Raw genomic sequence first — 13,564 nt, forward strand, 5'->3', positions numbered from 1 at the left:
GCAGAAAGTTACTCTGCAACGTTGCGCTTTGCCTGATGTCCCGACGCGCGACACTGTCTGAAAGTCTTGCCAGAGCCGCAGGGGCAAAGGTCGCTGGTACGCCGTTGCAGCCGACCGATCAGCGGCAACAGAATGGTCTTAGGCAAAAATGTGGCAATTGCTATTGTTACCTTCGCCGAAAACCCGGGAACCACGAACCCGCGGCCGGCCTTAAATCCGTGCCAGGCCTTTTCCGCGACGTATTCCGCGCTGACCTTAGGTAAAATCTTGAACAAGGCGGCGCGGCCTGCACCTGAGCTACGGAGAAACTCAGTCGCCACAGGGCCTGGGGTAACGCAAGTCACGGTGACGCCCGTTCCGCGAAGCTCTTCATTCAGCGATGTTGAAAAGGAACGCACGAAGCTCTTGCTGGCATAATAAAGCGCCATGTTTGGGCCCGGCAAATAGCCGGCGACAGACCCGAGGTTGATCACTCCGCCCCTTCCTCTCGCCGCCATCGCAGGCAGAAATCGCAGTGTCAGTTCTGTCAATGCGCGAATATTGAGATCCACGATGCCCAACTGGTCGGATCTCGGGATGATCGTCGCCGCGCCACGTACGCCGTAGCCAGCGTTATTGACGAGCACATCACAAAACAAACCGCTCTCGTCAAGAAACATTTCCAGCCGCTGGGATGCCCCAGGTGCGGCAAGGTCCAGCTCGAGTGTGACAGCGTTACCGCCGGCTGCTCGTACGTCCGCCGCTGCCGCCGCCAATCCTTCACCTGAGCGGGCAAGAAGAACAACGGTGGCGCTCTCGCCTGCTGCGATCTTCGCTATCGCGCGACCTATACCTCGCGACGCGCCAGTGACAACGACGCTTGGTTGAGGATTTTTATCCACTTTCATTGTTATTCCCGCGAGGATTCGTTGGCACATCCGCGTCTTGAGCAGGTGCGCTTACCTCGTTAGCGATCTCCCCATTGAGGATCGCCTCGAAGCGTTGCAAAGCTCGTGCGACGATCGCGCCATCCATGACCCGGTGATCGTAAAGGATGCGGACTGTGACGGTTGCGTCCTCGCTGATCGGCCCATAATTGAGTAAGGTGGTCAACGGCGTCAGGGGATTTAATGATTCCGCTCCCAGCCCTGAATAGACCGAAAACTGAAAAGTGCCGAAAAAGCGCGGCCGCTGCCGACCGAGATTGAGCCCGATCCACATAATAAACCAGCGAAGCGGCGCCGGAAGCCGAGCGAATTTCAGACTGCGGCGGAATTGCTTGATCTCCGTGACTGGTCGTGTACGTGCGTCCCGGATCAGTGCATCGAGTTCGGCGATGGACTTGCGTTCGGGGCGCCGGATGGGACACAAAAGGACGATACGCTCACCCTCGTATTCGCGCTCATGGGCCACCGACGCCACACTTTCGGGATATTCGTAGAACTGAGGCCGTGGGAGCTTCACATAGGCGCGGCGGAATTCGGGAACTTCAAGGGCAAGAAGCCCATAACCTTTTATGAAGAGCGCCGTCCATGAGGGACGCTCCGGCCGAGCTCGCCGTGCTGCCACCAATGGAGCAAGGTTCATTTGCCGCTGTACGGTCACCCTCGGCACGCGAATCGAGAATCGCATCAGGTCTCCGACAAGACGCCTAGCTGCCGAAAGCTTGATCGGTTTGCCCCGCATGAAGTTCACTCAATAGAGATAGGGGATGATGCGCTTGGTCCTGTCCATGTAATCGCGATACTGCGGGCCGAAGAATTCGATCATCATCTTCTCTTCTCTATGCACTCTCAGGAAGAACAGGAATGCGAAACCGATCAGTCCCGCCATTCCGACAAACCAATTTGCCAGCAAGCATGCTTGGCCGAGCGCCATCAGCAGGAATGACGTGTACATCGGGTGGCGTATGACGCTGTATGGGCCAGTCGATATCAGCTTGTGCTCCTCGCGGATCTCCAGCGAAATCGACCAGTTTCTGCCAAGTTCCTTATGCGTTCGGCGGAAAATCCATATCCCCGCGGCGTAGACGATTGTGCCCAGCGCAAGGGCCCAGCCGGCCAATGGATAGTCAAAGTGAGCTGGAAATCCCGAAAAGACATATATGCCTGGAATGACTGCGAGACCGATGATAGCGGCGACAAGACCAAAGCTGTCCCGCGCGGACCGTCTATTGTTGACTATCGCATTGCGCTTGGCGCGCCTCGCGGCCGGCCGGCGGACGAAGTACCAAGCGATGATTCCCAGTACCCAAATCGTCTTACCAAGCGTAATCAGCGAAAGGCTCACAGGGATCACCCACTACGTTGCGGGCCGCTGATCGCAGAAAACGTGTCGGGCAAACAGCCCAATCGCCCATACGCCAACGAGCAAACAGAACGCAAGCTTACCCAGCGCAGGCGACCTAGGCAAGACGCCGACGCGCTCAGCCCGTATTCATTTCTCTAAGCTGAGTAATGTATTGTTGTGGTCTGAGCCAAATGCCGGGAGTTTTGTATCCCATGTGGCGAGCGATTTGCCCGGTCCAGGCGTTGCAATTATTGACGGTCGCCTCCCAGGTTTTGGACGTAGCCTGTAGCTTGCGAATGTAGGCGACAACATTGCTGTATTCCACCGGGCTGAGCAGCACACGCCAACTTGCAGATCGATATTGCTCTTCAAGATCCCCATCGGTCCACCCGGTCGAAGCCGGGACGGGCACGAAATGGCCAAGCACATAGTCGGCCGGACTGTGAGAAGCCGGGGCAAGTCCTGCCACCTCTGGATTGATCATGTTGCCGCTCTGGTCCAACTTGCCGAAAACCACATAAGTGTGGCCGTAACTCAACGCATATCTCGAGCGAAATTCGATGAAATACTGATTCCCGACAACCCTACCGGTTGTTGCGGCAGCGTTCTTACTGACGGATGTAAAGCGCGGTTGTTGAGGCTTATCTGTTCCTTGGCAAGAGACCAGCACACCTACCATCAGAATCGCCAGCCACGAGCGACCATTTCCAAAGAGCATCAATACGCTCCATTTGCTTGCCCTGCCACGCAGGCCGGAAATTACCGACCACTCTTGAACGTCGAGCATCGAAAACCGACGAGCAAGCCTGACGGATTTAAAGGAGGGAAGGACTATGTCAGCCCTCCCCTACTTAAATCGCATTTACTTATAGACAGCCGCAGCGGGCGGCGGCGCCTTACCTTTTCCCTTGCCAATGGTCCCGCAGGCACTCAGATTGGCAACAGCAAGCACTGCAAAGATCACGACTACGATTCTGCTCATCAAGAAGTCCTCTGCTAGTCTGGAGTGGCTATCAACAAAACGAATCAAAGTTTAGCGGCAAACCGGTTCCTGACTAGTGCATAAAGAACACAATCTGCAACTTCGCTACATTAGCAGCTTGAAATGCGAATAGCCAACCCTTCAGTTCAGATGGTTAACGTCGTCAAATTACCACTACCCGAGTACCCACCGGGACGCGATTGAAGAGATCAACGATGTTTGCGTTGGTCATCCGTATGCAACCATTTGAAACAGCCTGACCGATCGACCAGGGCTCGTTCGTCCCGTGCACGCGGAACAAGGTGTCTTGCCCGCCCTGATAAAGATATAGCGCCGCAGCGCCAAGCGGATTAAGCGGTCCACCGGGAACGCCGTTGGCATATTGTGCCAGTCGCGGCTTGCGCCGCATCATGTCCTCGGTCGGCCTCCAAGATGGCCACTCCGCTTTCCGCCCAATGATTGCTTCGCCCTTGAAGCTTAAACCTTCCTGACCGACAGCAATACCATAGCGTGTCGCCCGTCCGCCGGACTCTACGTAGTAGAGAAATCGTTCCCTGGTGTTAACTATGACAGTACCTGGCGCTTCCCACCCGTAGTAAGCTACCTCCTGTTTGCGATAGCGCGGATCTTGATCGGGATTACCAGCGAAGACTGACCTTATCGTCCAATCTTCCGGAGCGCCACATCCAGAAACTATAGTTGCCAGTCCACCCAAGATGATTGCCCGGCGCGTAATGTGGTCTATCCCCATTTCCACCTGCTGCCTTCTTATTCTCTCTCCGCAAGCTATCATTGCAGAATACAGTGGCCATGCCAAGTGATGGTCCTGTAACAGCATTTTGAGAATTATAGGTTATTCGCTTGCGATGTGTTGTTATCTTCTCAAGGAAGTGCGATGAGCCTCACGTCGCGGTGACAAGGACCAGCAGATGAAACTTGGCCTTCAGGGAAAGATTGCGGTTGTGACCGGCGGAGCTTCAGGAATAGGGGCCGCAATATGCCGGCAGCTTGGCAGCGAAGGTGTGGCCGTGGTGATCGCCGATATCAACCTGGCTGGGGCAAGCCGCGTTGCACAAGAGGTTCGCTTGGAAGGTGGCATCGCCTTCCCCTTCTTTGCCGACGTCACCGATCCCCTTTCGGTGGAGCAATTGATGGCCTTCGCTGAAGCGGAAGGCGGCGGGATCGATCTGGCCGTCAACAACGCGGGAATTCGCGGCCCCCACAAAGCGACGAGAGACTATCCGATAGAGGAGTGGCATCGGGTGATCAAGGTCAATCTCGATGGGGTCTTTTACTGCATGAAAAGCGAGATCGCAGCGATGATGGCGCGCGGCGGCGGAGCAATTGTCAATGTTTCATCCATTTTAGGCGCTGTTGGCTTACCGTTAACATCAGCTTACACAGCCGCCAAACACGGCGTACTCGGACTGACAAAAGCCGCAGCCCTTGAATATGCCAGGTTTGGAATCCGCCTGAACGTTGTCGGGCCGGGCTGGATCGAAACGCCGTTGCTGACAGAACAACAGGAACTTCCGATGCAGAAAAAAATCGAGTCCCTCCAACCGATGGGTCGGCGCGGCAAACCCGAGGAGGTTGCAGCCCTCGTCTGCTTCCTTCTCTCCGAGCAGGCGAGTTTCATCACAGGTAGCTACCATGCGGTCGATGGAGCCTACACCGCGCACTAAGTGCAAAGGCCGCTAGCAACAGCCTCGGCCACAACCTGATTGTTGGGCCGTAGGGGCCGCGACGGCTGTTGAATCGATCGCCCAGGCCTACTGCGATGTTTCGGGCCGTCGGTGCAACGCCGCACGCATTCCAGGGCCGATCTGCGGGAGGAAGAAGGATACTCATGTCAGGCCGAAGGCATTCCTTTCTGCTGGCTTGATGAGAAGCGCTTTACTTGCGGATCGCTTCGGCCAGAAAGCGGCGCATCGCCTCGCCGAAGGGTGGCCGCATCATATGTTCCGCCTCAACCATCTTGCTCTGGTGATAGACGGCGCGCGGATGCGAGAAGGCGAGGAAACCGAACTTGCCATGATAGGCGCCCATGCCGGAATGACCGACGCCACCGAACGGCAGGCCTTCAGCCGTAACATGGCTCATGCAATCGTTTATGGTCACGCCGCCGGAGGTCGTATTGTCAAGCACACGACGCTCCTCTTCGCCATCCTGGCTGAAGTAATAAAGGGCGAGCGGCCGCGGCCGAGCGTTGATGCGATCGATAACGTCGGCGACATCGCGATAGGGAAGAACCGGCAGAACCGGCCCGAAGATTTCCTCCTGCAGCGCGCGCATGTCGTCGCTGGGCTCGAGGATCAGGGTCGGCGGCATGCGGTGGGCCGGTTGCTGGGAGAAGTTCTCTCCTGCCGGATTGATTTCGACGACGCGGGCGCCCTTGGCCCTGGCGTCGTCGACCAGGCCCTGCACGCGGTCATGATGACGGGCATTGACGATCGAAGTGTAATCAGGATTGTCCTTCAGCGTCGGATACATCGCACCGACCGCCGCGACCGCATGTTCGACAAAGGCTTCGACGCTTTCCTCGGGCACGTAGACATGATCCGGAGCCAGGCAGATCTGGCCGGCGTTCAGCGTCTTGACGGTCATGACACGGCGCGCTGCGTCTGCGATATTGGCCGAACGGCCGACGATGACGGGCGACTTGCCGCCGAGTTCGAGCGTCAGAGGCGTGAGGTTTTCCGCCGCGGCCCGCATGACCTGATGGGCAATCGCCGTGCCGCCGGTGAAGATCAGATGGTCGAAGGCGAGCGAGGTGAAAGCGGTGCCGGTCGCCGGTCCGCCCTGCACCACCGCAATTTCCGTTTCGTCGAAGGAGCGGGCAACGAGTTCGGCCATCAGCGCGGCCGAAGCCGGCGTCACCTCCGACGGCTTGATCATGGCTCGGTTGCCGGCGGCGAGAATGCCCGCAAGCGGGGCAAGGGCGAGCTGATACGGGAAATTCCAGGGGCTCAGGATGCCGACCACCCCCTTCGGCTGATAGACTACCTCGGCAACAGCGTCCGGGAACAATGCCTCGTGCTGCTCGGGTCTCAGCCATTCTGCAAGATGAGCCTTGGCATATTTGAGCGAACCGACGCAGGTGAAGACGTCGAGAAGCAGGCTCGCCTCGACGCTGCGGCTGCCGAAATCGTCCGAGAGAGCCGCCGCAATCGCATCCTTATGATCGACGAGAAGGGCGACGACACGGTCGATGCGATTAATGCGGGTCCCGATATCAGGCGGCCCCTCCTTGAGGAAGGACGCCCGTTGCCGGGCAAGCAGCGCCTTCATGGCGTCAGCACTGTTATCGGTGGCGATTGGGGTGACGGTGTTCATTGGTTCCTCCCTTAAAACGATGTCAGGCGGCCGGCTGGCGCACGACCGGTTTCAGCACAACGCCTCTTTCCGAGTCCTCCACCGCGCGGTTGATGTCGGCGAAATCGTAGAAGCTGACGAGCCTGTCGAACGGGAAGCGCCCTTGGCGATGAAGGTCGATCAACAAGGGGATCAGCACGTCGGGATTGGAATCGCCCTCGACGATGCCGCGCACCCGGCGTCCGCCGGACAGGATATGGGTGAGATCGAGCGTCAACGTTGCACCGTGAGGCGAGGCCCCGACGATGCCGCATGTGCCGCGCGGCGCCAACACCCGCACGCACTGGTCGATGACGGCGGGCACACCAGAGGCATCGATCGAATAGTCGACGCCAGCACCGGTCAGCGCCATGATCGCGGCGGCCGCGTCGCACGCCTTGCCATTGACGATGTCGGTCGCCCCGAGTTCCGCTGCAAGCGCCAGCCGCGTCTCGTTGACGTCGACGGCGATGATCCGTGACGCACCGACGACCCGCGCCGCCATCACGGCGGCCAGACCAACAGAGCCCATGCCGAAAACTGCAAGTATTTTTCCAGGCTTGACGCTGAGGGCATTCATCACCGCGCCGGCGCCGGTCTGGATACCGCAGGCGAGCGGGCCAAGCAGCGCCAGATCCGCATCTCTCGGCACTTTCACGATATTGCGTTCATGGCAGAGCGCGTGGCTTGCGAAGGACGATTGTCCGAAAATGTTGCCATGAATACGCTCTCCTTCGCATGAGAGCCCGCTCGAACCGTCGGCGCGCGCACCGAAGAAGTTGCGCGGGAAGAACTCGTGGCAGTAGGTTTCTTCATGATCGTTGCAGCTCGGGCAATGACCGCAGGAATTGAAGGTCATAACCACGTGATCGCCCGGGACCACCTTGGCAACGCCCGGCCCGACACGTTCGACGATGCCGGCGCCCTCGTGGCCGAGCACGACCGGCTGCGGCACCGGCAGATGCTGGTCCCGCATGACGATATCGGTATGGCAAACGCCGGTCGCTATGACGCGAACCAGGATTTCCCCCTCGCGCGGCTCCTCCAGATCGAGACTTTCCAATGAAAACGGCATATGCGGCGCACGCGCCACCGCGGCATGAATCTTCATTCTATCCCCCTCCCGAGATCAATCCGCGCCCTCAGCCGCGCTTGTAGGCGCCGAGCCCCGGCTGATAGGTCTTGTCGTCGAGGAACTGCTTCAGCCCCTCATCGCGCCCTTTGGTCTTGTCGAGAAACAACATCTGCTCCAACTTGGCGTAGATGTAATCGTCGGCGAGATCCCACGGCAGGTTGCGCACCCGCTTATAGGTGTCCTTGGCGGCCTTCAGCGTCACCGGGTTCTTTTCGAGCAGGCTCGCGCAAATCTTGCGAACCCGGTTTTCGAGCTCGGCGAGCGGCACGGCCTCGTTGACGAGACCCATTTCGGCAGCCTTGCGCCCGCCGAAGAGTTCGCCGGTCATGATGTAGTAGAGGGCGTCGCGATGGCGCATCACCTCGGCCACCGCACGGGTGACATTGCCACCCGGCAAGATGCCCCAATTAATCTCGGAAAGGCCGAAATTCGCCTCCTCGGCGGCGATGGCAAGGTCGCAGGAAACGAGCGGTGTGAAGGCGCCGCCGAAGCACCAGCCATTGACCATGGCGATCGTCGGCTTTTCGAAATACATCAGCCGACCCCACCAGCCGCCGGATTGGCGCCGCGCCTTCAATGTGGCATCGCGCGGCTTGTCGTCATTGTCGCGAAAGTATTCCTTGAGATCCATTCCGGCGGACCAGGACTCGCCGGCGCCGCGCAGGACGAGCACGCCGCAGCGCTCATCGCCCTCGAGCTCATCGAGCACCTCCAGCATCCGTGCATTCAAGGCCGGATTCATCGCATTGCGCTTTTCCGGTCGGTTGAGAGTCACGAAAGCGAGGCCGTTATCGAACTCGACCAGAACCGGCGATTGGTCTTCAGTCATGAGGTCACTCCATTGGTTTCGGCGTGATTGCCGAGGGCCGTTTCATCAGGCCTGTCGTTGACGGGTTTCGTCGGCATGAAGCTGGCGCAGAACATGTTTCTGCACCTTGCCGGAGGCGGTGCGGGGAACGGCTTCGACGAAGAGGATGTGCGCCGGGCGCTTGAAGGCGGCGAGCTTCGCCGCGCAATGGCCGGCAATCGCCTCGCCCGTCACCACGGCACCCGGCCGCAGTACGACATAGGCAACGCCGCATTCTCCCCACCTGTTGTCGGGAAAGCCGACGACCGCGACGTCGAGGATATCGGGATGGCTTGCGAGTACGGCCTCGACTTCGGCCGGATAGACATTCTCACCGCCGCTGATATACATATCCTTCAGCCGGTCGACGATGCGATAGAAGCCGTTTGCTTCGCACCGGCCGAGATCGCCGGTACGGTACCAGCCATCGGTGAAGGCGTCGGCGGTTTCCGCAGGCTTGTTCCAGTAGCCCGGCGTCACCGCCGGTCCACGCAGCCAGAGTTCGCCGATCTCGCCGCGGCCAACGTCGTGGCCACCCTCGCCGACAATGCGGATGTCGACCAATGGTGCGGGAAGACCGACGCTGCCAAGATTGTCCTGCACCGCGCGCCGGTCGATCGGCACATGCAGCACCGTTCCGGCCTCGCTCATGCCGTAACCGTTGACCAGTACAACGCCGTCATCGAGATAGCTTTCGATCAGCGCCTGCGTCAGCGGCGCGCCGCCGACGAAGAGCGCCTGCAGGCCAGAGAGAGCCGCGGCGCTATAGGCGGGATCGTTGCGCAGAGCGAGGGCGATCTGCGGCACGGCGAAATAATGGGTGACGGCACGCTCACGCAAGACGGCCAGCGTACGCGCCGGAGTGAAGCGGTCGCAGATGACGAGCGTACCACCCAGCATCAATGTGGTTCGAGCCACGGCAATGAGCCCGATCGTGTGGAAGAACGGCAGATCGCACAAAGCGACCGATGCCGGCCCGATCTCTCCGACGAAGGAAAAATTGATGGCGGCAAAGAAAGCATTGCGGCCGGTAATGACGACGCCCTTCGGCCGCCCTGTCGTGCCCGAGGTGTAGAGAAGGACGCACGCCCGATCGGCATCTCCGGACACCGGATCGGCGGAGGCGCTCGCCTCGATGCGGCCCGCAAGCCCGGCTGGGCCATCTGCCGTCGAGATCACCGCCATGTCAGGATCGGTATCGGCAAGGGTCGCCGCAACAGCCGAAAACTCCTCGTCGCAGACCAGGAGCGCCGGCGCGCAATCGGCAAGGATCGGCAGCAGTTCGGCGGCGCCGAGACGCCAGTTGAGCGGCACATAAACGGCGCCGACGCGCTGGCAGGCAAAAGCCAGCACGATCGAATCGATCGAGTTGCGCGCCAGCATGGCGATCCGCGCCCCGTCCCGGCGCGCTCCGAGCATATCATCGAGGAAACCGGCGCATCGGGCGATCCGCATATCGAGCTCGGCATAGGTAAGCTCCCGGCCGGTCGCGATCTCGAACAGGGCCTGTCGATCCGGCGCGACACGGGCGCGGTAAAGGATGGGATCATCCGCCACCAGTCCGCAATCGACGGACGAAGACTTTCCGGAAAGGCAATGCGCCATTTTTCCTCCCATGCCAGCCGCTCCTCCGCGGCCGACAAATTTGTATGTAACACATACTAATATTTTTTTAGGAGGATGCAAGAGGCTGCTCGCCGCAAATCCATCCACTCCGACAAGCTCTGGGAAATCTTCGGGGCGGATATTGACTAACCTGCTGATTTTGATGGTTATGGCGCCTTGACTGGGCGAGAATGAATAATGGCCGGAAAACCACCGCAGGATGATTTTGAGAGCGAGGATGTTCCGGCGACCCCGTCACTCGACGTCGGCCGGCTTGGCAATCTCCTCGGTTTTCATCTGCGTATGGCGCACGTCGCGATCTACCGCGACTTCGCTGAAACCATGGAGGAGCTGGGGCTGACGCAAAAACAGCTCGCGGTGATGGAACTGCTTGCAGTCAATGCCGGTGCATCGCAGATCGACCTTGCCAATACGCTCGGCACCGACCGCGCGACCATGATGGCCCTCGTCAACCGGCTCGCAGGCCGCGACCTCATCGAGCGCCGCCCTTCAGCTACGGACCGGCGCCGCCAGGAACTGCATCTGACGATGGCCGGTCACGCCATGCTCGCGCGGGCGCGCAAGCTGATCGATGCGCACGAACAGCGTTTCATCGACCGGTTTTCGCAAGATGAAATGGATGCTCTGCTGGCTGCGCTGAAGCGGATATATAAGCGCGACTGAAACCCGCTTCCGCCCTTTGCCGGCTTGCCAGAGCAGAACAGGAGCCTTGGCAACTCCGGCGAAGCAATGCGCGCAGACCTAAGGCCAGTCCGCATAACCCGAGGAGAGCATACTGTTTTCCGAGCCGGCGGAAGCGCGGGCGATCTCTCTGTAGCCCGCAGGGGAAAGGCCGGTCCTGCGCTTGAAGAAATGGCTGAAATAGGTCGGGTCGCGGAAGCCGAGGCTGTCGGAGATTTCCTGGATGTTGCGGGCCGAGCGCTCCAATCTCAGCTTTGCCTCCTGCACCACGCGCTCGTGCAGAAGCTGGATCGGCGAGCGGCCGAGCGTCCTTTGACAGATCGAATGCAGCCGGTCGGCGGTGACGCCCAATTCCGCGGCATAGTCGCTGATCGGCCGGTGCTGGCGGAAACCGGCCTCGACCAGCTGGCGATAGCGCTGCAGGATCGATCCAGTTTCGCCCTGCCCACGCGGCTCACTTCTTTCGCCGTCGCTGCCGCGCCACAGCGTCATCAGGATCAGCCTGAGATAGGCCGAGACCACCATCCAGGAGGCCCGGGAGGGATCGCCGAGTTCCCGCACGAAGCCCGAAATCAATGGACCGATTTCGGCCACCAGCAAGGGATCCCGTGCCTCGACCAGCTTGCGCTGCTCGATGAGGAGGCGCAGCGAGTAGGATTCCACCTTGTCGCCGATCGCGTCGACCATGATCTGCGCCGAGGCGCCGATGAGATGGGCGGCACTCCCGGCAGCAATCGACAGATCGCAGCGTGCCTGCGGCGGTAGGAAGGCAAGCAGCGGCCCGTGCAGCGGCCGATCTTCGCCGCTCTCGAAATGAAGCTCGGCGGCGCCTTCGCCGAGAAGCAGGAAATGATGGAAATCGGCATAGAGCCCTTTTTGCAGACGGATGCGCCGATGCGACAGCGACGGCGCGTGCCACTCGCCCCTGGCATAGTGATGAATGCCTCCGTCCGTGGCCAAAGCCGCTCCTCCGCTTCTGTCAAATAGTGCCGCAATCGCCAGATAATGACAATATTAACCCAATAAATCGCATTCCATCCGCCATCGATCGGCGTAACCTTCTCGTCATCAGCCTTTGGGAGGAGGCATTTCATCAGACGCACGAACGCTTAAGCGGCCTCTAGGCCGTCGCGTCCGCTCGTCTTTTCCCGTGGCAATAATGCAGGCGTCAGCACTTGGCGCCAGCATGTGACGAATGGGTGAAACCGTGTTTTCGGCAAAGCTGATGATCAACAACGAGGCGATGGATGCGTCCGAGGGGGCCACCTTCGAACGCATCGATCCGCTGACCGGCGACGTCGCGACGATCGCTTCGGCAGGATCCGTCGCCGACATGAGGCGGGCTGCCAATGCCGCCGCTGCCGCCTTTCCCGATTGGTCGCAGACCGGCCCGGGCGAACGGCGCAGACTGCTCAACGCCGCCGCCGAACTTCTCGATGCCCGTTCGCCGGAACTGATTGCCGCCATGACCGGCGAAACCGGCGCCACGAGGCAATGGGCGGCGATCAATTGCCGGCTCGGCGCCGATATTTTCCGCGAGGCGGCGGCGATGACCACGCAAATTTCGGGTGAACTCATTCCATCGGGCATTCCCGGAAACCTTGCCATGGCGGTGCGCCAGCCGGCCGGCGTCTGCGTCGGCATCGCGCCCTGGAACGCGCCCATTATTCTCGGCACCCGCGCCGTCGCCATGCCGCTTGCCTGTGGCAACACCGTCATCCTGAAAGCCTCCGAACTCTGCCCGAAGACCCACGGCCTGATCGGCGACATCCTCCGCGACGCCGGCTTTCCCCGCGGCGTCGTCAACGTCGTCTCCAATGCGCCGAGCGATGCCGCCGCCGTCGTTGATGCCCTGATCGCCCATCCGGCTGTGCGCCGCATCAACTTCACCGGCTCCACCCGTGTCGGCAGGATCATCGCGGAAAGCGCGGCACGGCATCTGAAGCGCTGCCTGCTCGAACTCGGCGGCAAGGCACCATTCATCGTTCTTGCCGACGCCGATATCGACGAGGCAGTGGGTGCCGCCGCCTTCGGCGCCTTCATGAACCAGGGCCAGATCTGCATGTCCACAGAGCGGATCATCCTGATGGACGAGATCGCCGATAATTTCGTCGGCAAATTCCGGGCGAAGGCCGAGACCCTCGTCGCGGGCCATCCCGGGGACGGCAATACGCCGCTCGGCACGCTGATCAACGCCGAAGCGGCGCGCCGCGTGAAGTCGCTCGTTGAGGATGCCCTGCAGAAGGGCGCGGCGCTCGTCTGCGGCGGCCGGCCCAACGGCACGCTGATGGATGCGACCGTCATCGATCACGTGACGCCTGCCATGCGCATCTACCGCGAGGAAAGTTTTGGGCCGGTCGCGGCGATCGTCCGGGTCGGCAGCGTCGACGAGGCGGTGACGGTTGCCAACGACAATGAATACGGGCTCTCGGCGGCGGTTTTCAGCGCCGACATCAATGCGGCGATGGCTGTTGCCATGCGGCTTGAATCCGGCATCTGCCACATCAACGAGGCCACGGTTTCCGACGAGCCGCAAATGCCGTTCGGGGGCGTCAAATCAAGCGGCTACGGCCGCTTCGGCGGCAAGGCCGCAATCGATGAATTCACCGAGCTCAGATGGATCACCATGGCATCGGGAAAACGACACTACCCGATCTGACTTCAGATCGGG

14 protein-coding genes are annotated in these 13,564 nt (G+C 60.4%); 3 read left to right on the forward strand and 11 right to left on the reverse strand.

Annotated elements, in window-relative coordinates; translation table 11 throughout:
• Positions 1 to 8: 8 nt before the first annotated feature.
• From HJC00_RS20940 to HJC00_RS20965, 6 genes are all read right to left on the reverse strand, one after another.
• The gene (locus tag HJC00_RS20940) at positions 9 to 887 is read right to left on the reverse strand and encodes an SDR family oxidoreductase (RefSeq protein ID WP_210628413.1); all 879 of its coding nucleotides are present in this window, start codon (positions 885 to 887) and stop codon (positions 9 to 11) included.
• Positions 874 to 1,665 carry a hypothetical protein gene (locus tag HJC00_RS20945; protein WP_221155856.1) on the reverse strand — a complete coding sequence of 264 codons (792 nt, stop codon included), beginning with the start codon at positions 1,663 to 1,665 and terminating at the stop codon, positions 874 to 876. Before HJC00_RS20945 ends, HJC00_RS20940 begins: the two co-directional genes overlap by 14 nt.
• A gap of 9 nt (positions 1,666 to 1,674) precedes the next feature.
• The gene (locus HJC00_RS20950) at positions 1,675 to 2,268 is read right to left on the reverse strand and encodes a protein-S-isoprenylcysteine O-methyltransferase (RefSeq protein ID WP_311044185.1); all 594 of its coding nucleotides are present in this window, start codon (positions 2,266 to 2,268) and stop codon (positions 1,675 to 1,677) included.
• 136 nt (positions 2,269 to 2,404) lie between these two features.
• A complete protein-coding gene (locus tag HJC00_RS20955; RefSeq protein WP_210631657.1) occupies positions 2,405 to 2,986 on the reverse strand; it encodes a hypothetical protein in 582 nt (193 codons plus the stop codon).
• A gap of 144 nt (positions 2,987 to 3,130) precedes the next feature.
• Positions 3,131 to 3,250, reverse strand: coding sequence for an ABC transporter (locus HJC00_RS20960; protein WP_210628416.1), 120 nt, complete (start codon positions 3,248 to 3,250; stop codon positions 3,131 to 3,133).
• A gap of 163 nt (positions 3,251 to 3,413) precedes the next feature.
• A complete protein-coding gene (locus HJC00_RS20965; RefSeq protein WP_210628417.1) occupies positions 3,414 to 4,001 on the reverse strand; it encodes a L,D-transpeptidase in 588 nt (195 codons plus the stop codon).
• Between the two features lie 178 nt (positions 4,002 to 4,179).
• Here HJC00_RS20965 and HJC00_RS20970 point away from each other — a divergent pair, with 178 nt between their 5' ends.
• The gene (locus tag HJC00_RS20970) at positions 4,180 to 4,935 is read left to right on the forward strand and encodes an SDR family NAD(P)-dependent oxidoreductase (RefSeq protein ID WP_210628418.1); all 756 of its coding nucleotides are present in this window, start codon (positions 4,180 to 4,182) and stop codon (positions 4,933 to 4,935) included.
• 211 nt (positions 4,936 to 5,146) lie between these two features.
• On the opposite strand, the gene HJC00_RS20975 is transcribed toward HJC00_RS20970, so the two are convergent.
• Genes HJC00_RS20975 through HJC00_RS20990 form a run of 4 tightly spaced genes read right to left on the reverse strand, consistent with a single transcriptional unit; the run spans position 5,147 to position 10,191 of the window.
• Positions 5,147 to 6,586 carry a coniferyl aldehyde dehydrogenase gene (locus HJC00_RS20975; protein WP_221164555.1) on the reverse strand — a complete coding sequence of 480 codons (1,440 nt, stop codon included), beginning with the start codon at positions 6,584 to 6,586 and terminating at the stop codon, positions 5,147 to 5,149.
• Between the two features lie 22 nt (positions 6,587 to 6,608).
• Positions 6,609 to 7,715 carry an NAD(P)-dependent alcohol dehydrogenase gene (locus HJC00_RS20980; protein ID WP_221164556.1) on the reverse strand — a complete coding sequence of 369 codons (1,107 nt, stop codon included), beginning with the start codon at positions 7,713 to 7,715 and terminating at the stop codon, positions 6,609 to 6,611.
• A 31-nt stretch (positions 7,716 to 7,746) separates the two neighbouring features.
• Positions 7,747 to 8,568, reverse strand: coding sequence for a p-hydroxycinnamoyl CoA hydratase/lyase (locus HJC00_RS20985; RefSeq protein WP_221164557.1), 822 nt, complete (start codon positions 8,566 to 8,568; stop codon positions 7,747 to 7,749).
• 45 nt (positions 8,569 to 8,613) lie between these two features.
• Positions 8,614 to 10,191 carry an AMP-binding protein gene (locus HJC00_RS20990; RefSeq protein ID WP_221155859.1) on the reverse strand — a complete coding sequence of 526 codons (1,578 nt, stop codon included), beginning with the start codon at positions 10,189 to 10,191 and terminating at the stop codon, positions 8,614 to 8,616.
• A gap of 198 nt (positions 10,192 to 10,389) precedes the next feature.
• On the opposite strand from HJC00_RS20990, the gene HJC00_RS20995 reads away from it, so the two are divergent.
• Positions 10,390 to 10,875: a MarR family winged helix-turn-helix transcriptional regulator gene (locus tag HJC00_RS20995; protein WP_210628422.1), complete on the forward strand. Its 486-nt coding sequence runs from the start codon at positions 10,390 to 10,392 to the stop codon at positions 10,873 to 10,875.
• Positions 10,876 to 10,953: 78 nt separating this feature from the next.
• Here the strand turns inward: HJC00_RS20995 and HJC00_RS21000 are convergent, their stop codons facing one another.
• A complete protein-coding gene (locus HJC00_RS21000; RefSeq protein WP_221147309.1) occupies positions 10,954 to 11,853 on the reverse strand; it encodes an AraC family transcriptional regulator in 900 nt (299 codons plus the stop codon).
• Between the two features lie 235 nt (positions 11,854 to 12,088).
• Between HJC00_RS21000 and HJC00_RS21005 the strand changes: the two genes are divergently transcribed.
• Positions 12,089 to 13,552 (forward strand): aldehyde dehydrogenase, encoded by a 1,464-nt coding sequence (locus HJC00_RS21005; protein ID WP_221155860.1) that lies wholly within the window; start codon positions 12,089 to 12,091, stop codon positions 13,550 to 13,552.
• The last annotated feature ends 12 nt before the right edge of the window (positions 13,553 to 13,564 follow it).

Source organism: Rhizobium sp. NLR22b (assembly GCF_019685295.1).
In the GTDB taxonomy this organism is placed as follows: Bacteria; Pseudomonadota; Alphaproteobacteria; order Rhizobiales; family Rhizobiaceae; genus Rhizobium.

Bases quoted from the DNA above. Each gene is read 5' to 3' on its own strand.
- HJC00_RS20990 (WP_221155859.1), bottom strand. From the start codon at position 10,191: ATGGCGCATTGCCTTTCCGGAAAGTCTTCGTCCGTCGATTGCGGACTG.
- HJC00_RS20945 (WP_221155856.1), bottom strand. From the start codon at position 1,665: ATGCGGGGCAAACCGATCAAGCTTTCGGCAGCTAGGCGTCTTGTCGGA.
- HJC00_RS20985 (WP_221164557.1), bottom strand. From the start codon at position 8,568: ATGACTGAAGACCAATCGCCGGTTCTGGTCGAGTTCGATAACGGCCTC.
- HJC00_RS20940 (WP_210628413.1), bottom strand. From the start codon at position 887: ATGAAAGTGGATAAAAATCCTCAACCAAGCGTCGTTGTCACTGGCGCG.
- HJC00_RS20980 (WP_221164556.1), bottom strand. From the start codon at position 7,715: ATGAAGATTCATGCCGCGGTGGCGCGTGCGCCGCATATGCCGTTTTCA.
- HJC00_RS20970 (WP_210628418.1), top strand. From the start codon at position 4,180: ATGAAACTTGGCCTTCAGGGAAAGATTGCGGTTGTGACCGGCGGAGCT.
- HJC00_RS20965 (WP_210628417.1), bottom strand. From the start codon at position 4,001: ATGGGGATAGACCACATTACGCGCCGGGCAATCATCTTGGGTGGACTG.
- HJC00_RS21005 (WP_221155860.1), top strand. From the start codon at position 12,089: ATGGGTGAAACCGTGTTTTCGGCAAAGCTGATGATCAACAACGAGGCG.
- HJC00_RS20960 (WP_210628416.1), bottom strand. From the start codon at position 3,250: ATGAGCAGAATCGTAGTCGTGATCTTTGCAGTGCTTGCTGTTGCCAAT.
- HJC00_RS20955 (WP_210631657.1), bottom strand. From the start codon at position 2,986: ATGCTCTTTGGAAATGGTCGCTCGTGGCTGGCGATTCTGATGGTAGGT.
- HJC00_RS20995 (WP_210628422.1), top strand. From the start codon at position 10,390: ATGGCCGGAAAACCACCGCAGGATGATTTTGAGAGCGAGGATGTTCCG.
- HJC00_RS20975 (WP_221164555.1), bottom strand. From the start codon at position 6,586: ATGAACACCGTCACCCCAATCGCCACCGATAACAGTGCTGACGCCATG.